Here is a 17650-nt window from a genome sequence, read left to right as displayed (position 1 = left end):
CGCATCGACGGGCGCGCGTTCAGGCGTGCGCGACGTAGCGATACAGGCGCGCGGGGCGGTGCTTGCCGGTGCGGAACGACTCGGTGGGCACGAGTTCGTCCGAGCCCTCCAGCAGGCGACGGAAGTTCGACGGATCGAGGCGCTGCCCGAGCACGGCCTCGTAGACCTCGCGCAGCTCGGTGAGGGTGAACTCGTCCGGCAGCAGACCCGCAGCGATGCGGCTGTACGCGACCTTGTTGCGCAGGCGCCACAGCGCATACTCCGCGATGCGGTTGTGATCGAAGGCGAGCGGCGGCAGAGCGTCGACGTCGAACCACTCGACGTTCTCCGGCGCCCCCGCCTGCGCGCGCTGCGCGTCGACGAGATCGGAGCGCAGCAGCGCCCAGTAGACGATCGAGATGGTGCGGGAGGGGGAGCGGTCGACGTCGCCGAAAGTGTACAGCTGCTCGAGGTAGCTCGGCTGCAGGGCGGTCGTCTCGGCGAGGGTGCGGGATGCCGCGGCATCCAGGTCCTCCGCCGGATCGAGCCACCCGCCGGGCAGCGCCCACGATCCGAGGTGCGGGTCGCGGGTGCGGCGCACGAGCGGCAGCATGAGACGCTCGCCCTCGTCGGCGCTGCGCAGCGAGAAGATGACCGTCGACACCGCGACGCCGATCGCGTCCCTGTCGCCGGTCGTGCCTCTCACATCGACGAGCCTAGACGGTATGCTGAGAGGCCTAATCGAACACAGGCCGCATGATCCGTGCGGGAGAGCCCGATGAACACGGTCGGGCACCGAAGGAGCAAGCCTCCCCGCCAATCTCTCAGGTACCCCTACCGCCCCGGTCCGGCCGCTCTGAAAAGCGATGCTCACGCATCCGCCGACGGTGAAAGCCCTCGTTCATCAGCTCCTCGAGCCGGTGGCGATGGCGAAGCTCTCAGGCCCGATGACAGAGGGGGAGTTCCGAGGATGCCGACGACGTCGTCCTACCCGATCCTGACCGGGAGAACTCCGTGACCGAACCCCGCTATACCCCGCTGCGCGAACGCCATGAGGCGCTCGGTGCGTCCTTCACCGACTTCGGCGGCTGGCAGATGCCCGTCCGCTACACGTCCGATCTCGCCGAGCATCGCGCCGTCCGCGAGGCCGCCGGGGTCTTCGACATCTCGCACATGGCCGAGTTCCTGGTCGACGGTCCCGCGGCCGGCGACTACCTCGACTACTGCCTGGCCGGCCGGCTCTCGGCCATGACCATCGGCAAGGCGAAGTACTCGTTGCTGCTCGCCGAGGACGGCGGCATCATCGACGACGTCATCGTCTACCGGATGGGCGAGCAGCGCTTCCTCATCATCTCCAACGCCGGCAACCGGGATGTCGTGCGCGAGGCGCTCGCGGCACGCGTCGAGTCCGCCGCCGGAGCGCACGCTGTGACGGTGGAGGACGTCTCGGACGACTACGCGCTGATCGCCGTGCAGGGGCCGGCGTCCGAGCAGATCCTCACCGAGGTCGCCGGCATCGATGAGATCAGCGTCCCCTGGGCGGAGCAGAAGTACTACTCCTGGGCGAGTGCGACCTTCGCGGGCAAGCCGCTGCTGCTGGCCCGCACCGGGTACACCGGCGAGGACGGCTTCGAGCTGCTCGTCGCAGCCGCAGACGCCGCAGAACTCTGGGACGCCGTGCTCGCCGCCGGCGAATCGCACGGCCTGGTGCCGGCCGGTCTCGCCGCTCGGGACACGCTGCGCCTGGAGGCGGGCATGCCGCTGTACGGCCACGAGCTCTCCCGCGAGATCAGGCCCGCGCAGGCGGGCCTCGGCCGCGTCGTCGTCGCCGACAAGGAGAGCTTCGTCGGCAAGGACGCGGTGGCTGCGCCCGCCGACGCCCGCGTGCTCGTCGGACTCACCGCCGAAGGTCGTCGTGCGGGCCGGGCGGGCTATCCCGTTGTGCTCGAGGACGGCACGGTCGTCGGCGAGATCACCAGCGGCGCTCTCAGCCCCACGCTCGGCCACCCGATCGCGATGGCCTACGTCGACCCGGCGCACGCCGAAGACGGAGCCGAGCTGTTCCTCGACGTCCGGGGGACGAAGATCCCCGCCACCCGCACCACCCTGCCTTTCTACCGGAGGAAGAAATGACCGATCTCACCACCCTCAAGTACAGCGAAGAGCACGAGTGGGTCGCCCTCGACGGCGCCACCGCGACGATCGGCATCACCGACTTCGCCGCTGACGCGCTCGGCGACATCGTGTTCGTCGAGCTGCCCGAGGTCGGCGCCGAGCTGACCCGCGGCGACGTGTTCGGCGAGGCCGAGTCGACCAAGTCGGTCTCCGAGCTCTACGCCCCGGTCACCGGGACGGTCGTCGAGATCAACGACGCCGTCGTCGACGACCCCGCTCTGCTGAACTCCGCGCCCTTCGGCGACGCGTGGCTGATCAAGGTCGAGGTCGCCGACGGCGCCCTCGACGGACTGCTCGACCGCGACGCATACGTCGCGCACACGGAGGCGTGAGAGTGACCTCATTCGCTGATCGCCACATCGGCATCACCACCGAGGCGCGCGAGCGGATGCTCGCCGCCCTCGGGCTCTCCCCGGTCGGATCCGCGGAGGACCCGACCGCGGAGGAGCCCATCGAGGCGCTCATGCGCCAGGCGGTGCCGGCATCCATCTTCACCGGCCCTGCGACGAGCGCGGGAGCCCCGCAGAGCAGCATCCCGGCCGCAGCCAGCGAGGCCGAGGCGCTCGCCGAGCTGCGCGCCCTCGCGCACCGCAACACGGTCAACCGCCCGATGATCGGCCTGGGCTACTACGGCACGCTCACCCCCTCGGTCATCCAGCGCAACGTGCTCGAGAACCCTTCCTGGTACACCGCGTACACGCCCTACCAGCCCGAGATCTCGCAGGGGCGGCTCGAAGCGCTGATCAACTTCCAGACGATCGTCGCCGATCTGACCGGGCTCTCGACCGCGAACGCGTCGATGCTCGACGAGTCGACCGCCGTCGCCGAGGGCATGCTGCTGGCGCGGCGCGCGTCGAAGTCGAAGTCGAACGTCTTCGTCGTCGACGCCGACGCCCTTCCGCAGACGAAGGCGCTGCTGCGCACGCGGGCGGATGCCGTGGGCATCGAGCTCGTCGAACGCGATCTCGCCGGCGGCGAGCAGCTTCCCGACGAGCTCTTCGGTGTGCTCGTGCAGTACCCCGGCGCCTCGGGTCGCGTGTGGGACCCCCGCGCGGTGATCGACGCCGCGCACCTGGCCAAGGGCATCGTGGTCACCGCGGCCGATCTGCTGGCTCTCACGCTGCTGCGCTCGCCGGGGTCGCTCGGCGCAGACGTGAGCGTGGGCACTACGCAGCGCTTCGGCGTGCCGATGGGCTTCGGCGGCCCGCACGCCGGGTACATGGCCGTGCGCGCCGGTCTGGAGCGCCAGCTGCCCGGCCGTCTCGTCGGCGTCTCGGTCGACGCGGTCGGCTACCCGGCCTACCGCCTCTCCCTGCAGACGCGCGAGCAGCACATCCGCCGCGAGAAGGCCACCTCGAACATCTGCACCGCTCAGGTGCTGCTGGCCGTGATGGCCTCGATGTACGCGGTCTACCACGGCCCCGACGGCCTGCGGGCGATCGCGGCAGAGGTCGCGGGGAAGGCTGCCGTGCTGCGTGACTGGCTCGTCGAGGCCGGCGCCGAGGTCGTGCACGACGCGTTCTTCGACACGATCACCGTGCGGGTTCCCGGCGCTGCCGAGACCGTGGTGACGAACGCGCACGCCGACGGCATCCTGCTGCGGCTGGTGGATGCCGACACCGTCGGCATCTCGGTCGACGAGACCACGACGTTCACCGATCTGCACCGCGTCGCCGTGCTGTTCGGCGGCAAGCAGGAGCGGGTCTTCGGCTTCTTCGGATCCGGGTCGGCGGGCGCTCTGCCCGAGGCGCTGCTGCGCGAGGACGAGTACCTCACGCACCCGGTCTTCCACGCGCACCGCTCCGAGACGGCCATGATGCGCTACCTCAAGCAGCTCGCCGACCGCGACTACGCGCTGGACCGCGGCATGATCCCGCTCGGCTCGTGCACGATGAAGCTCAACGCGGCGACCGAGATGGCGGCCATCACCTGGCCGGAGTTCGCCCAGCTGCACCCCTTCGCCCCGGCCGAGGACGTCGAGGGGTCGCTCGCGATGATCGACCAGCTCGAGGCGTGGCTCGCCGAGGTCACCGGGTACGACGCGGTGTCGCTGCAGCCGAACGCCGGCTCGCAGGGTGAGCTCGCGGGCCTGCTGGCGATCCGCGGCTACCACCTCGCGAACGGCGACACGCACCGCGATGTGTGCCTCATCCCCAGCTCGGCGCACGGCACGAACGCCGCATCCGCCGTGCTCGCGGGCATGAAGGTCGTCGTCGTGGCGACCGACGAGCTCGGCAACGTCGACCTCGACGACCTGCGCGCGAAGATCGCCCAGCACTCCGACGCGCTGTCCGCGCTGATGATCACCTACCCGTCCACGCACGGCGTGTACGAGCAGCAGGTGGTCGACATCACCTCCGCGGTGCACGATGCGGGGGGCCAGGTGTACGTCGACGGCGCCAACCTGAATGCGCTGCTCGGCTACGCGCGCTTCGGCGACCTCGGCGGCGACGTGTCGCACCTCAACCTGCACAAGACCTTCGCGATCCCGCACGGCGGCGGCGGGCCCGGCATCGGCCCGGTGGCGGCCAAGGCGCACCTCGCCCCGTACCTGCCCGGCCACCCGCAGGCGCAGAAGAGCGAGCACGCCGGCGGTTACGTGTTCGACGGCGGTCCGGTCTCGGGTGCTCCGTACGGATCGGCCGGCGTCCTGCCGATCTCGTGGGCGTACGTGCGGATGATGGGTGCCGAGGGTCTGCGCAGCGCGACCGCAGCGGCCGTGCTGTCGGCGAACTACATCGCTCACCGGCTGCGCGATCACTACCCGGTGCTGTACACGGGCGAGAACGACCGGGTCGCGCACGAATGCATCCTCGACCTGCGACCGCTGAAGGAGGCGACCGGCATCACGGTCGACGACGTCGCGAAGCGCCTGATCGACTACGGCTTCCACGCGCCCACGATGTCGTTCCCCGTCGCCGGCACGCTGATGGTCGAGCCGACCGAGTCGGAGGACCTCGCCGAGGTCGATCGCTTCATCGACGCGATGATCCGGATCAAGGCCGAGGCGGATGCCGTGGCCGCGGGCACCTGGCCCGCCGACGACAACCCGCTGGTGAACGCTCCGCACACCGCCGCATCCCTCATCGCGGGGGAGTGGCAGCACGCATACTCGCGTGAGGTGGCCGCGTACCCGGTGCACGCGCTGGTCGCGGCGAAGTACTGGCCGCCGGTGCGGCGCATCGATCAGGCGTACGGCGACCGCAACCTCGTGTGCGCCTGCCCGCCGATCGAGGCATTCGCCTGAATCATCCGGGCATCCGGGCCACCCCTCGTCGCGACAGCGATGAGGGGTGGTTTCGGTTAAGGCTGGATAACAGTTGCCCGGGCGTGCTGGTGGCCTCGTCGGCGGGACCTAGGATCGGAGGTGAGCGCGTTCGAGGCCGAGCGCGCGCTTGTCCCGGTCCACAGGAGGACACTGTGAAGCACAACAAGATCACCCTCGCGGGCATTGCGCTGCTCGCGGCGAGTGCCATGGCACTCTCCGGCTGCGCAAGCAGCGGCGATTCGCCCGACGCAGACAAGGGCTCGTCGAGCGCTGATGCGTCCGCGATCATCAAGGTCAACGGCTCTGAACCTCAGAACCCGCTGATCCCGACCAACACCAACGAGACCGGTGGTGGCAAGATCCTCGACGCCATCTTCGCCGGACTCATCGGCTACGCGGCCGACGGCGCGGTGTTCAACGACGTCGCCGAGGAGATCACGGTCGACGACCCGCAGAACCTCACCGTGAAGATCCGCGAGGGTCTGAAGTTCACCGACGGTGAAGAGGTCACCGCCGACAACTTCATCAAGGCGTGGAACTACGGCGCGCTGGCGTCGAACGAGCAGCTCTCCAGCTACTTCTTCGAGGACATCGAGGGCTTCAGCTACGACGAGGACTCCGAGCTGACCGGTCTGAAGCAGGTCGACGACCACACCTTCACGATCAAGCTCAACAAGCCTGCGTCGGACTTCGCGCAGCGCCTCGGCTACTCGGCCTACTTCCCGCTCCCCGACGTCGCGTTCGAGGACATGGAGGCGTTCGGCGAGAACCCGATCGGCAACGGCCCGTACATGCTCGACGGTGAGGGAGCCTGGCAGCACGATGTGGGCATCGACCTCGTCGTCAACCCCGACTACGACGGCCCGCGCAAGGCGGCCAACGGCGGTCTGAACATCGTGTTCTACGCCTCGCAGGACAGCGCGTACGCCGATCTGCTGGGTGACCAGCTCGACGTGCTCGACGCGATCCCCGACTCGGCCTTCGGCAACTACGAGTCCGACCTGGGCGACCGTGCGGTCAACCAGCCGGCTGCCATCTTCCAGTCGTTCACCATCCCGGAGCGCCTCGAGCACTTCAGCGGCGAAGAGGGCAACCTGCGTCGCCAGGCCATCTCGATGGCGATCAACCGCAAGGAGATCACCGACGTGATCTTCCAGGGCACCCGCACCCCGGCCAGCGACTTCACCTCGCCGGTCATCGACGGCTGGACCGACTCGCTCGAGGGCTCCGAGGTCCTCGACTTCAACGAGGAGAAGGCCAAGGAGCTGTGGGCCGAGGCTGACAAGATCAGCCCGTGGAGCGGCACGTTCCAGATCGCGTACAACGCCGACGGCGGCCACCAGGCCTGGGTCGACGCGACCACCAACTCGATCAAGAACACGCTGGGCATCGACGCGTCGGGTGCTCCGTACCCCACGTTCGCAGAGCTGCGCGGCAAGGTCACCGACCGCACCATCGAGACCGCGTTCCGCACCGGATGGCAGGCCGACTACCCCGGTCTGTACAACTTCCTCGGACCGCTGTACGCCACCAACGCCGGATCCAACGACGGTGACTACTCGAGCGCCGAGTTCGACAAGCTGCTGTCCGAGGGCATCTCGGAGACCGACCCCAAGGCGGCGAACGAGCTGTACCAGCAGGCGCAGGAGGTCCTTCTGAAGGACCTGCCCGTCGTGCCCCTGTGGTACTCGAACGTCGTCGGCGGCTACGGCAAGAACGTCGACAACGTGAAGTTCGGCTGGAACTCCGTGCCGCTCTTCTCGGAAATCGAGAAGAAGGCGGAGTAACCCTTCGCGACGAGGCGGTGGTGCACCACACCACCGCCTCGTTCTCTTTGCCCTCGAGGCGCGTGATCCGCGCCTCGCACCCGAAGGGAGGTAGAGGATGGCCGTTTACATCCTCAAGCGGATCCTGCAGGCGATTCCGGTGTTCTTCGGAGCGACTCTGCTGATCTATTTCATGGTCTTCGCCATGCCGGGCGACCCGATCGCCGGTCTGTTCGGAGACAAGCAGCCGAACCCTGCTCTGCTCGAGCGTCTTCGCGCCGAGTACCACCTCGACGAGCCGTTCCTCGTGCAGTACGGCTACTACATCGCGGGGATCTTCCGGCTCGACTTCGGCACGAGCTTCTCCGGCCAGCCGGTCGCAGACGTCCTCGCCCGCACGTTCCCCGTCACGCTGCGTCTCGCCGTGATGGCCGTGGGCATCGCCTTCGTGCTGGCCATCATCATCGGCCTGTTCTCGGCGCTCGGCAAGGGCGGCATCTTCGACAACTCGATGCTCGTGCTCGCGCTGATCTTCATCGCCGTGCCGATCTTCGTGCTCTCGTTCCTGGCGCAGTACTTCCTCGCCATCCAACTCGGGTGGTTCAGACCCACCGTCGGAGCGAACAACGACTGGGGCGATCTCTGGCTGCCGGCCTGGGTGCTCGGCTTCAGCGTCTACGCGACCAGCATGCGGCTCACGCGCGCGTCCACGATCGACACGCTCGGCCAGGACTGGGTGCGCACGGCGTACAGCAAGGGACTGTCGCGAGGACGCGTCATCCCCGTGCACGTGCTGCGCAACTCGCTCATCCCGATGGTCACGGACCTCGGCACCGTGTTCGGTGTGCTGATGGTCGGTGCGACCGTCACGGAGGGCATCTTCAACGTCCCCGGCGTCGGCAACACCCTGTATCAGGCGATCATCCGAGGGGAGAACCCCACGGTCGTGTCGTTCGTGACGGTGTTCGTCGTCGTGTACGTGCTCATCAACCTCGTCGTGGATCTCATCTACGGCCTGCTCGACCCGAGGATCCGCTATGTCACGACCTGACCTCGACCGCGGCCACTTCGTCGCACCGGCCGACACCACGTCGGTGCCCGTCGACGTCGTGCGCATCGACGCCAAGCCCAGCAACCTGTGGCTGGACGCCTGGCGCGACCTGCGTCGGCGTCCGCTGTTCTGGATCTCCGCGGCGTTCGTCCTGCTGGTGATCATCGTCGCCCTCGCGCCGACCCTGTTCACCCAGGTCGCCCCGAACTCGGGATGCCAGCTCGCGGACAGCAACAAGGGCCCCGCCGACGGGCATCCGCTCGGCTTCACCCGTCAGGGATGCGACATCTACGCGCGCACGATCTGGGGAACCCGCACCTCGCTCATCGTCGGCGTGCTGGCCACCCTGATCAGCACCATCGTCGGCGTCGTCATGGGCGCGCTGGCCGGCTTCTACGGCGGCTGGCTGGACTCGGTGCTCTCGCGCATCGGCGACATCTTCTTCACGATCCCCTACATCATCGCGGGCATCGTCGTCATGTCGGTGCTGCCGGATCGCAACGAGCTCGTGCTGGCATTCGCGATCGGCGGTTTCGCCTGGGCATCGACCGCGCGCATCATGCGCGCCGAGGTGCTGCGCGTGAAGCAGGCCGACTTCGTGATGGGGGCCGAGTCGATCGGCATGTCGAGGTTCAAGACGCTGCTGGTGCACGTGCTGCCCAACGCGATGGCTCCCGTCATCGTCGTCGCCACGCTGTCGCTCGCCGGCGCGATCGTCGCCGAGGCCACCCTGTCGTTCCTGGGCGTCGGTCTGGGCAGCGGCACCATGTCGTGGGGTCTGGACATCAGCCAGGCTCAGACCAACATCCGCACGGCGCCGATGGCGCTGTTCTGGCCGTCGCTCGCCCTGACCCTCACCGTGCTGGCGTTCGTCACGCTCGGTGAGCTGCTGCGCGACGCCGTCGACCCGAAGGCGAGGGCTCAGCGATGACCGAACCTCTGCTCAGAGTGCGCGACCTGCGCGTCGCGTTCCGCAGCGGCAAGAAGACCCGCGAAGTGCTGCACGGTGTGAGCTTCGACATGATGGCCGGCGAGACGCTGGCGATCGTGGGGGAGTCCGGGTCGGGCAAGTCGACGACGGCATCCGCGATCATCGGCCTGCTGCCCGGCACCGGGCACGTCACCGCCGGCAGCATCACTCTCGACGGACGCGAGCTGACCACCGCGAAGCGGGCCGAGCTCGAGCACATCCGCGGACGTGACATCGGATATGTGCCGCAGGACCCGATGTCGAACCTCAACCCGGTGTGGTCGGTCGGCTTCCAGGTCAAGGAGGCCGTGCGCGCCAACGGGCTGGCGCAAGGACGCCAGGAGGTGCACGACCGCGCCGTCGAGGTGCTGCAGCAGGCGGGCCTCAGCGACGCCGCACGTCGGATGCACCAGTTCCCCCACCAGTTCTCGGGCGGGATGCGACAGCGCGCGCTGATCGGGATCGGCCTGGCGGCCGACCCGCAGCTGCTGATCGCCGACGAGCCGACCAGCGCGCTGGACGTGACGGTGCAGCGGGTGATCCTCGATCACCTGGCGAGCCTGACCAGCGAGCGCGGCACGTCGGTGCTGCTGATCACCCATGACCTCGGTCTGGCCGGTGAGCGCGCCGACCGCATCATCGTGATGAACCAGGGTGAGATCGTCGAGGCCGGCCCCAGCGTCGAGATCCTCTCGCGGCCGCAGCACCCGTACACGCAGCGGCTGGTGGCCGCCGCGCCCAGCCTCGCCTCGAAGCGGATCGGCGTGGTCACCACCCGCGAGGAGCCGAAGGCGCAGACGGCTCCGGCCGTGGTGGAGGTGCGCGACCTCGTCAAGCAGTACTCCATCCGCAGCGGCGGACTGCGCAGCGAGAAGTTCCTCGCCGTCGACGGCGTCTCGTTCTCGATCCCCCGGGGCAAGACGCTCGCGCTCGTGGGCGAGTCGGGGTCGGGCAAGTCGACGGTGGCGAAGATGCTGCTGCAGCTCGAGAAGCCCACCGACGGCGAGATCCTCATCGACGGCGAGGCGACCAGCGCCATGTCGCGCGCAGACGTGTTCAGACTGCGTCGGCGCATGCAGCCGGTGTTCCAGGATCCGTACGGATCCCTCGACCCGCTGCGCAGCATCGGCAGCCTCATCAGCGAGCCGCTGCACGTGCACGGCATCGGCACGCGCGACGAGCAGCACAAGCGCTCTCTCGAGCTGCTCGACCAGGTCTCGCTGCCCCGCGAGCTGGCGGAGCGGTACCCGAACGAGCTGTCCGGTGGTCAGCGTCAGCGCGTCGCGATCGCTCGCGCGCTGGCTCTCAAACCCGACATCGTCGTGCTCGACGAGGCCGTCTCGGCGCTCGACGTGCTCGTGCAGGACCAGATCCTGCACCTGCTCTCGGATCTGCAGAACGAGCTCGGTCTGACCTACCTGTTCATCACGCACGACCTCGCGGTCGTGCGGGTGGCAGCCGATCTCGTCTGCGTCATGGAGAAGGGCAGGATCGTCGAGCAGGGCACGGTGGACTCCATCTTCACCGACCCGCAGGAGGAGTACACGCGTCGTCTGCTCGACGCGATCCCCGGCGCCTCGCTGCCGCTCGGCGGCGGTCTGTGACGCCCGAGCAATCCGCGACACCAGCCGGCGCCGCCTCTCTCCGCAACAGGGGAGGGGTGGCGCTGCTGGTGATCTGCGCGGCGCTCTCGGCGGTGCTGCTCGTCGACGCCGCGGTCCGAGCCGACATCGGCACCGCGCTGCTGCTCGCCCCGTGGCCGCTGCTGGTGCTGTGGAGCATCTACGTCATCGGCGTCGCCTCGCGCGTGCGCCCACAGCGCGACGGCGTGTTCGTGCAGAACCTGCTGCGCACGATCTTCGTGCCCTGGGCGCGGGTGCAGCAGATCCGGATGCGCTGGCAGATCGAGATCGCCCTCGACGACGGCTCGCAGATCACCTGCTTCGGCGGTCCCGCCACGCGCCGACCGCAGCGGCTCGGACCCGGGCGCACCAAAGAGGATGCGAACGAGCGCGCCGATGACGCTGTCGCGGCGCTGCGCAAGGCGAAGGCGGGCGCGACGCCGGTCACCCCGGTGCCGCCCGTGCGGCGCGGCTGGGACATCCCGTCCCTCGCCGCGTTGCTCGTGATCGTCGCCTGGGCCGTGGCCGCTGTGCTGATCACCCGCGGCTGAGGCGCGGCCTGCGGAACGTCAGGCGGACAGTCCGAACAGAGCCGGCCAGGTCGAGGCGGCCCACGGGTAGCCGACGAAGACGATCGCGTCGATCGCGAAGTGCGCGACGAGGAACGGCACCAGACGTCGGGTGCGGGCGAACAGCCAGCCGAAGAGCAGGCCCATCGCGAGGTTGCCGATGAAGGCGCCGGGGCCCTGGTACAGGTGATAGCTCGCGCGCAGCACGCTGGTCGCGACGATGATCGGCCAGACGCCCCAGCCGAGCTGTCTGAGCCTGGCGAACAGGTAGCCGAGCACGACGACCTCCTCCTGGATGGATGCCCGGGCCGCCGACAGCAGCAGGATGGGCACCGTCCACCAGTGGGCGTCGAGCCCGGCAGGATCCACGGCGACGAACCAGCCCAGCGCACGGCCGGCGACGTAGAGCGCGATTCCCGGGATGCCGATGACGGCCACCAGAGCGAGGCCCCAGCCGATGTCGCGCGCGGGTCTCGTGCCGTCGATCCCGAGCATCCCGAGATGCGGGCGGCGTGATCGCCACAGCAGGAAGCAGACCAGCAGCACGGGCACGATCCCGAAGCCGATCGAGAGGAGCTGATAGATGAGGTCGAACACCTCGCGGTCGCTGCGCGACGGGTTCAGCGTCGCCGTCTGATCGGCCAGGGGAGTGGAGTCGGTGAGGCGATAGGCGAGCTGCACGATGGCGTACACCGCCGACTGGCCGAGCCCCAGAGCGAGGACGATCGCGATCTCCCACCACAGCCGCGTCCTGGTCGCCGTCACCCTCTCGATCGTAGATGGCGCCGTTCGGATAGCTCAATTGGCGGCATCCGGGCCCTGGACAGTGCCAGTTGAGCGATTCGAACGGGTCAGGCACTGTTCAGAGAGCGTGCGCTATTCTGGAACGTCGCTCTCGTTCATTCGGCACACGCGGCATCCCATCTCACACCAAAATCCGCATTGGACTTCTTGAATGGCGCACGCCCTCCGCTCTGACCTCCGAAACGTCGCAATCGTCGCACACGTCGACCACGGCAAGACCACTCTCGTCGATGCCATGCTTCGTCAGACCGGCTCGTTCGGCGAGCACGCGCACGTCGAAGAACGCGCGATGGACTCCAACGACCTCGAGCGTGAGAAGGGCATCACGATCCTCGCCAAGAACACGGCGATCACGTACTCGGGGAAGCACTCCGAGACGCCCGTGACGATCAACGTCGTCGACACCCCCGGTCACGCCGACTTCGGTGGCGAGGTCGAGCGCGCGCTGTCGATGGTCGACGGCGTCGTGCTGCTGGTCGACTCCTCCGAGGGTCCGCTGCCGCAGACCCGCTTCGTGCTGCGCAAGGCTCTCGAGGCGAAGCTGCCCGTCATCCTGCTGGTGAACAAGACCGACCGGGCGGATGCCCGCATCGCCGAGGTCGAAGAAGAGGCCCACGACCTGCTGCTCGGCCTCGCCAGCGACCTGCAGGACGACGTGCCCGACCTCGACGTCGACGCTCTGCTCGACGTGCCGGTGGTCTACGCCTCGGGACGCGCGGGAGCAGCGTCGCGCAACCGCCCCGCGAACGGCGAGCTGCCCGACAACGACGACCTCGAGCCCCTGTTCGAGGCGATCCTCGAGCACGTGCCCGCACCGTCGTACGACGACGAGGCGCCGCTGCAGGCGTGGGTCACCAACCTCGACTCCTCGGCGTTCCTCGGCCGCCTCGCGCTGCTGCGCGTCTTCAACGGCACGCTCAAGAAGGGTCAGACCGTCGCCTGGGTGCGCCAGGACGGCACCACCCAGAACGCGCGCATCACCGAGCTGCTGATGACCAAGGCGCTCGAGCGCTACCCGGCCGAGTCGGCCGGACCCGGCGACATCGCCGTTATCGCCGGCTTCGCGGACATCATGATCGGCGAGACCATCGCCGACCCGGTGGACGTGCGCCCGCTGCCGCAGATCAGCGTCGACGAGCCGTCGATCTCGATGACCATCGGCACGAACACCTCGCCGCTGGTCGGCAAGGTCAAGGGACACAAGCTCACCGCTCGCATGGTGAAGGACCGCCTCGACCGCGAGCTGATCGGAAACGTGTCGCTGCGCGTGAACGACATCGGCCGCCCCGACGTGTGGGAGGTGCAGGGCCGCGGTGAGCTGCAGCTCGCCATCCTGGTCGAGAACATGCGTCGCGAGGGCTTCGAGCTCACCGTCGGCAAGCCGCAGGTCGTCACCCGAAAGGGAGAGGACGGCAAGGTGCACGAGCCGTACGAGCACCTCACGATCGACGTGCCCGAGGAGCACCTGGGCGCGGTCACGCAGCTGATGGCCAACCGCCGCGGCCGCATGGAGAACATGGTCAACCACGGCACCGGCTGGATCCGCATGGAATTCATCGTGCCCTCGCGCGGCCTGATCGGCTTCCGCACCGAGTTCCTCTCGATCACCCGCGGCACCGGCATCGCCAACGCCATCTCGCACGGCTACGACGCGTGGGCAGGCTCGATCGTCGCCCGCCAGAACGGCTCGATCGTCGCCGACCGGGCCGGCGTCGTCACCCCGTTCGCCATGATCGCCCTGCAGGAGCGCATGTCGTTCTTCGTCAGGCCGACCGAAGAGGTCTACGAGGGCATGGTCGTGGGTGAGAACTCGCGTGCGGATGACATGGACGTGAACATCACCAAGGAGAAGAAGCTCACCAACATGCGCTCGGCCACGGCCGACAGCTTCGAGTCGATGACGCCGCCGCGCATCCTCTCCCTCGAGGAGTCGCTGGAGTTCGCCCGCGAGGATGAGTGCGTCGAGGTCACGCCGGAGGCCGTGCGCATCCGCAAGGTGATCCTCGACCAGACCATCCGCGGTCGTGAGACGTCGCGGCTGAAGCGTCAGGACGCCAACGCCCACGCCTGACCTTCCCGTTTTCCGCCGAGGCCTCCTCGCCGCATCCGCGCCCCTTCGGGCGAGGACGCCGCGAGGGGGCCTTCGGCACGAACGGACATCTCGAGCCGCCCGCGAGCGAACGGAAGGTAACGAACGCATAACATACTTTCCCGGACGCGCCGGCGGGTCATTCTCGGCAAGCGCGCACCTCGCGTCCAGATGAGAGCAGGGTTGCGTCCAGGTGCACGGGACAGTGTTGTCTCTCGTGCCCGGGAAACGGTGCTCCCATGAGCGCGCCCCGTGAGGGTCCGGGCCGTCGACAACCCGAAGGTCGAAACCTCACCCCATGATCGATACCCAGAACACGCGTGCGTCCCACCGGGTCGCACACCTGACGTCGGCCCACTCCCGTCTGCGCCGTCCGCTGCTCGCCGTGGCCGTCGGAGCCGTGCTGACCGCGACGGCCGCCGCCGGAGTGGTCTTCGCGCCGGCCGCGCTCGGCGCCATCCCCACCGAACACGCTCTGGAGCAGGCCGCCGACGCCGCGGAAGACGGCAAGATCGCACTGGTGAACGCCGAGTCGCTGAACAACGTGGTCGCCCAGGTCGACTTCCCCATGCAGACCGAGCAGACCCAGGTCGACCTGCACGCTCTCACCGCCGATGTGAAGCGGCTCACCCAGGCCGATGACCTCTCGTCGCAGGAAGTGCACGAGCTGACCGCCGAGGTCGTGCTCGGCACGGTCATCGTGCAGTCGAAGACCTCCGACCTGCAGGAATCCCTCACCGCCGCCAAGCAGGCGGAGGCCGAGCGCGTCGCAGCCGAGGCAGCGCGGGCGCAGGCGGAGGTCGAGCGGATTGCGGCGGAGAAGGCCGCCGAGGAGAAGCGTCGGGCAGAGGCGGCCCTCGCCGCCGCCAACACCCCCGAGGGCGCGAAGGCGACCGCTCGTGCGATGGCCGCCGAGCGGTACGGCTGGGGCGAGGGCGAGTTCTCGTGCCTCGTCAACCTGTGGACCAAGGAGTCCGGCTGGAACTACCAGGCGTACAACGCCGACGGCGGAGCCACGGGCATCCCGCAGTCGCTGCCCGGCAGCAAGATGGCGACCGCCGGCGCCGACTGGCGCACGAACGCGGCGACGCAGATCGCCTGGGGGCTCGGCTACATCGAGCGCGCCTACGGCTCACCGTGCGCCGCGTGGGGTCACTCCCAGGCCGTGAACTGGTACTGATTCCCGGCCCGACCGGCCCGGCCCGGCCGAGAGTCGAGCACCGCGGTGGGCGAAGCGATGCCTCAGCGCAGCTCCGACACCAGCACTGCACTGGTGCCGGGGCTGCGCGCCTCGAAGATGTGCGGCGCGTCACCGGCGTACGACAGGTAGTCGCCGGGGTGCAGCAGCTCGGGCGCGTCGTCCGGGCCGACCACAGCCTCGCCGCTGACCAGCACCATGTGCTCGGTCGTGCCCGAACGGTGCGGCAGTGAGCGCCTGGGCTCGCCCGGCTCGGCCTGGATGAGGTAGATGTCGCGTCGCGTGCCGGGGGCTGCGGCCGACAGCAGGGTGGCCAGATAGGGGGATGCCGCTGACGGGACGCCCGCGTGATCGCCGAGGCGGATGAGGCGTGCCGCCGGGGCGCGGTCATCGACGAGCGTCGAGAACGGCACCCCGAGTGCGTCGCCGATGGCCCAGAGCGTCTCGACGCTGGGATTGCCGGAGCCGCTCTCGAGCTGGGAGACCGTGGCCTTGGACACGCCCGCGCGGCGCGCCAGCTCGGAGACCGAGAGGCCGGCGCCCTCCCGCTCGCGGCGCAGGGCGAGGGCGAGGCGTGCGCGCAGATCCATCTGTTCAGTATGACAAACGTTCGTTCGATTTGACGAGATGCCCGGGCCTGTTCAGAATGATGGGCATGCGTTCAGCAGAGCGAACACAAGAGGCGGGCCACGCGGTCCGCGAGGTCTGGCGGGAGGGCCTCGGCGTCGCCATCGCGACCAGCGCGTACGGCATCTCGTTCGGCGCCCTGGCCGTGGCGTCCGGCCTCGACGTCTGGCAGACCTGCGTGCTGAGCCTGCTGATGTTCACCGGCGGCTCGCAGTTCGCCTTCATCGGCGTGTTCGGTGCCGGCGGCATCGCCGCTCTGCCGTCGGCGGTCGCCTCTGCTGCGCTGCTCGGAGTGCGCAACGTCGCGTACGGCATGCGGCTGTCGTCGATCATCGGCGGTGGATTCTGGCGACGGGCCGCGGCCGCGCAGGTGACCATCGACGAATCCACGGCGGTCGCCATCTCCCAGCAGACGCCGCGGCTGCGTCGGCTCGGGTTCTGGCTCACCGGCCTCGGAGTGTTCATCGGCTGGAACCTCACCACGCTGGCCGGCGCCCTGCTGGGCGACGTGCTCGGCGACCCGAAGGCTTGGGGGCTGGACGCGGCGGCTGCCGCCGCGTTCCTCGCCCTGCTCTGGCCGCGGCTGCGGGAGCGTCAGGCCATCGCCGTCGGCGTGGCCGCCGCCGTCGTCGCCGCCGGTCTCACGCCCCTTCTCATGCCGGGTCTGCCGGTGCTCGTCGCCGCGCTCGTGGCGATCGTGGTCGGCTGGTTCAACTGGTTCGGCCGCAGGAATGCGACAGTGGAGGCCTCACGATGACCGTCTGGAGTGCGGTGCTGCTCGCCGCCTGCATCTGCGTCGGGCTCAAGGCCGTCGGATACCTCGTGCCCGCCAGGCTGCTGGAAGCGCCGAAGCCTGCCCGCATCTCGGATCTGCTCACCGTGGCGCTGCTGGGCGCCCTCGTCGCCGTGCAGACCCTCGGCGCCGGTCAGGCGGTAATGGTCGATGCCAGGGTGCCCGCCGTGCTCGTCGCGGCCGGGCTGCTGTGGATGCGCCAGTCGTTCCTCGTGGTCGTGTTCGCCGCGGCCGCCGTCGCCGCGCTGCTGCGGATGGTGGGTCTCGCCGCGTGAGCGCACCTCAGGCGCCCGACAGCGGCGCCCAGTAGGCTGAGCCGGTGCGCAGAATGCTCTCCCGAGGTGTCTCGTGGCTGGCCGCGGCCCTGGTCGGGGCCGTCTACGGTGTCGCGGCGACCATCGCGCACAGCTTCACGATCGGTCCCGTCCCCGTCGGGATGATCCTCGGCGGCATCGCGTGCGCAGCCCTGCTCGTCGCGCTTCGCGCCCTCACCGGCGACCGGTGGGCGGCACTCGCCGCAGGACTCGGCATCATGGCGCTGCTGCTGGTGATCTCGCAGCGCGGACCGGGGGGATCGATCGTCGTCCCGAACACCGCCCTCGGCAACATCTGGATGTACGTCGCCGCGGGCATCGTCATGCTGATCGTGGCCTGGCCGGACACCCGGCGGCTGAGCGAACTGTCCGCACGCGCGGCCGCAACGCAGGGCGAGGGGCGCTGAGGCGTCGTAGACTGAGCA

The 17650-nt window shown here is 69.1% G+C and carries 16 protein-coding genes and 2 riboswitches; of the genes, 13 read left to right on the top strand and 3 right to left on the bottom strand.

The window, feature by feature from the left end; genetic code table 11:
• Window positions 1-19 precede the first annotated feature (19 nt).
• Window positions 20-685: an NUDIX hydrolase gene (locus H9633_RS01980; protein WP_371261043.1), complete on the bottom strand. Its 666-nt coding sequence runs from the start codon at window positions 683-685 to the stop codon at window positions 20-22.
• Window positions 686-735: 50 nt separating this feature from the next.
• A riboswitch (glycine riboswitch) is annotated at window positions 736-829 on the top strand.
• Between the two features lies 1 nt (window position 830).
• A riboswitch (glycine riboswitch) is annotated at window positions 831-940 on the top strand.
• Window positions 941-993: 53 nt separating this feature from the next.
• Between H9633_RS01980 and gcvT the strand changes: the two genes are divergently transcribed.
• The 8 genes from gcvT (at window position 994) to H9633_RS01940 (ending at window position 11382) form a co-directional block, all read left to right on the top strand.
• Complete coding sequence (gene gcvT, locus H9633_RS01975) at window positions 994-2112, top strand: glycine cleavage system aminomethyltransferase GcvT (RefSeq protein ID WP_191711905.1); 1119 nt, start codon at window positions 994-996, stop codon at window positions 2110-2112.
• The gene (gene gcvH, locus H9633_RS01970; protein WP_191711904.1) at window positions 2109-2486 is read left to right on the top strand and encodes a glycine cleavage system protein GcvH; all 378 of its coding nucleotides are present in this window, start codon (window positions 2109-2111) and stop codon (window positions 2484-2486) included. The genes gcvT and gcvH overlap by 4 nt, the downstream gene beginning before the upstream one ends.
• Window positions 2487-2542: 56 nt before the next feature.
• Window positions 2543-5401: an aminomethyl-transferring glycine dehydrogenase gene (gene gcvP, locus H9633_RS01965; RefSeq protein WP_225211119.1), complete on the top strand. Its 2859-nt coding sequence runs from the start codon at window positions 2543-2545 to the stop codon at window positions 5399-5401.
• 173 nt (window positions 5402-5574) lie between these two features.
• Window positions 5575-7209, top strand: a complete 1635-nt coding sequence (locus H9633_RS01960; RefSeq protein WP_191711902.1) for a peptide ABC transporter substrate-binding protein — start codon at window positions 5575-5577, stop codon at window positions 7207-7209.
• A 97-nt stretch (window positions 7210-7306) separates the two neighbouring features.
• Entirely contained in the window at window positions 7307-8239 is a 933-nt protein-coding gene (locus H9633_RS01955) for an ABC transporter permease (RefSeq protein ID WP_071644989.1), read from the top strand.
• Window positions 8226-9170: an ABC transporter permease gene (locus H9633_RS01950; RefSeq protein WP_191711901.1), complete on the top strand. Its 945-nt coding sequence runs from the start codon at window positions 8226-8228 to the stop codon at window positions 9168-9170. The genes H9633_RS01955 and H9633_RS01950 overlap by 14 nt, the downstream gene beginning before the upstream one ends.
• Window positions 9167-10813: a dipeptide ABC transporter ATP-binding protein gene (locus tag H9633_RS01945; RefSeq protein ID WP_071644987.1), complete on the top strand. Its 1647-nt coding sequence runs from the start codon at window positions 9167-9169 to the stop codon at window positions 10811-10813. Before H9633_RS01950 ends, H9633_RS01945 begins: the two co-directional genes overlap by 4 nt.
• Window positions 10814-10869: 56 nt before the next feature.
• A complete protein-coding gene (locus tag H9633_RS01940) occupies window positions 10870-11382 on the top strand; it encodes a PH domain-containing protein (RefSeq protein ID WP_191711900.1) in 513 nt (170 codons plus the stop codon).
• 18 nt (window positions 11383-11400) lie between these two features.
• Here the strand turns inward: H9633_RS01940 and H9633_RS01935 are convergent, their stop codons facing one another.
• On the bottom strand, window positions 11401-12165 hold the full coding sequence (locus tag H9633_RS01935; RefSeq protein WP_256221172.1) for a CPBP family intramembrane glutamic endopeptidase: 765 nt from the start codon (window positions 12163-12165) through the stop codon (window positions 11401-11403).
• A gap of 190 nt (window positions 12166-12355) precedes the next feature.
• Between H9633_RS01935 and typA the strand changes: the two genes are divergently transcribed.
• Complete coding sequence (gene typA, locus H9633_RS01930) at window positions 12356-14275, top strand: translational GTPase TypA (protein WP_071644984.1); 1920 nt, start codon at window positions 12356-12358, stop codon at window positions 14273-14275.
• Window positions 14276-14591: 316 nt separating this feature from the next.
• Complete coding sequence (locus H9633_RS01925; protein ID WP_191711899.1) at window positions 14592-15473, top strand: aggregation-promoting factor C-terminal-like domain-containing protein; 882 nt, start codon at window positions 14592-14594, stop codon at window positions 15471-15473.
• Between the two features lie 62 nt (window positions 15474-15535).
• Here H9633_RS01925 and H9633_RS01920 read toward each other — a convergent pair whose 3' ends face one another.
• Window positions 15536-16081 (bottom strand): helix-turn-helix domain-containing protein, encoded by a 546-nt coding sequence (locus H9633_RS01920; RefSeq protein ID WP_191711898.1) that lies wholly within the window; start codon window positions 16079-16081, stop codon window positions 15536-15538.
• Window positions 16082-16146: 65 nt separating this feature from the next.
• Between H9633_RS01920 and H9633_RS01915 the strand changes: the two genes are divergently transcribed.
• Genes H9633_RS01915 through H9633_RS01905 form a run of 3 tightly spaced genes read left to right on the top strand, consistent with a single transcriptional unit; the run spans window position 16147 to window position 17632 of the window.
• Window positions 16147-16875, top strand: coding sequence for an AzlC family ABC transporter permease (locus tag H9633_RS01915; RefSeq protein WP_191711897.1), 729 nt, complete (start codon window positions 16147-16149; stop codon window positions 16873-16875).
• A complete protein-coding gene (locus H9633_RS01910) occupies window positions 16872-17186 on the top strand; it encodes an AzlD domain-containing protein (RefSeq protein WP_071644981.1) in 315 nt (104 codons plus the stop codon). The genes H9633_RS01915 and H9633_RS01910 overlap by 4 nt, the downstream gene beginning before the upstream one ends.
• A gap of 53 nt (window positions 17187-17239) precedes the next feature.
• Window positions 17240-17632, top strand: coding sequence for a histidinol dehydrogenase (locus H9633_RS01905; protein ID WP_191712901.1), 393 nt, complete (start codon window positions 17240-17242; stop codon window positions 17630-17632).
• Window positions 17633-17650: the final 18 nt, after the last annotated feature.

It is taken from the genome of Microbacterium commune (assembly GCF_014836945.1).
Taxonomy (GTDB): Bacteria; Actinomycetota; Actinomycetes; order Actinomycetales; family Microbacteriaceae; genus Microbacterium; species Microbacterium commune.
This window is presented reverse-complemented; position numbering and strand designations above follow the sequence as displayed.

What these genes read in the sequence shown, in the direction of transcription:
- gcvP (WP_225211119.1), top strand. Translation starts at nt 2,543, where the DNA reads ATGCTCGCCGCCCTCGGGCTCTCCCCGGTCGGATCCGCGGAGGACCCG.
- typA (WP_071644984.1), top strand. Translation starts at nt 12,356, where the DNA reads ATGGCGCACGCCCTCCGCTCTGACCTCCGAAACGTCGCAATCGTCGCA.
- H9633_RS01920 (WP_191711898.1), bottom strand. Translation starts at nt 16,081, where the DNA reads ATGGATCTGCGCGCACGCCTCGCCCTCGCCCTGCGCCGCGAGCGGGAG.
- H9633_RS01905 (WP_191712901.1), top strand. Translation starts at nt 17,240, where the DNA reads ATGCTCTCCCGAGGTGTCTCGTGGCTGGCCGCGGCCCTGGTCGGGGCC.
- H9633_RS01915 (WP_191711897.1), top strand. Translation starts at nt 16,147, where the DNA reads ATGCGTTCAGCAGAGCGAACACAAGAGGCGGGCCACGCGGTCCGCGAG.
- H9633_RS01925 (WP_191711899.1), top strand. Translation starts at nt 14,592, where the DNA reads ATGATCGATACCCAGAACACGCGTGCGTCCCACCGGGTCGCACACCTG.
- H9633_RS01945 (WP_071644987.1), top strand. Translation starts at nt 9,167, where the DNA reads ATGACCGAACCTCTGCTCAGAGTGCGCGACCTGCGCGTCGCGTTCCGC.
- H9633_RS01950 (WP_191711901.1), top strand. Translation starts at nt 8,226, where the DNA reads ATGTCACGACCTGACCTCGACCGCGGCCACTTCGTCGCACCGGCCGAC.
- H9633_RS01955 (WP_071644989.1), top strand. Translation starts at nt 7,307, where the DNA reads ATGGCCGTTTACATCCTCAAGCGGATCCTGCAGGCGATTCCGGTGTTC.
- gcvH (WP_191711904.1), top strand. Translation starts at nt 2,109, where the DNA reads ATGACCGATCTCACCACCCTCAAGTACAGCGAAGAGCACGAGTGGGTC.
- H9633_RS01910 (WP_071644981.1), top strand. Translation starts at nt 16,872, where the DNA reads ATGACCGTCTGGAGTGCGGTGCTGCTCGCCGCCTGCATCTGCGTCGGG.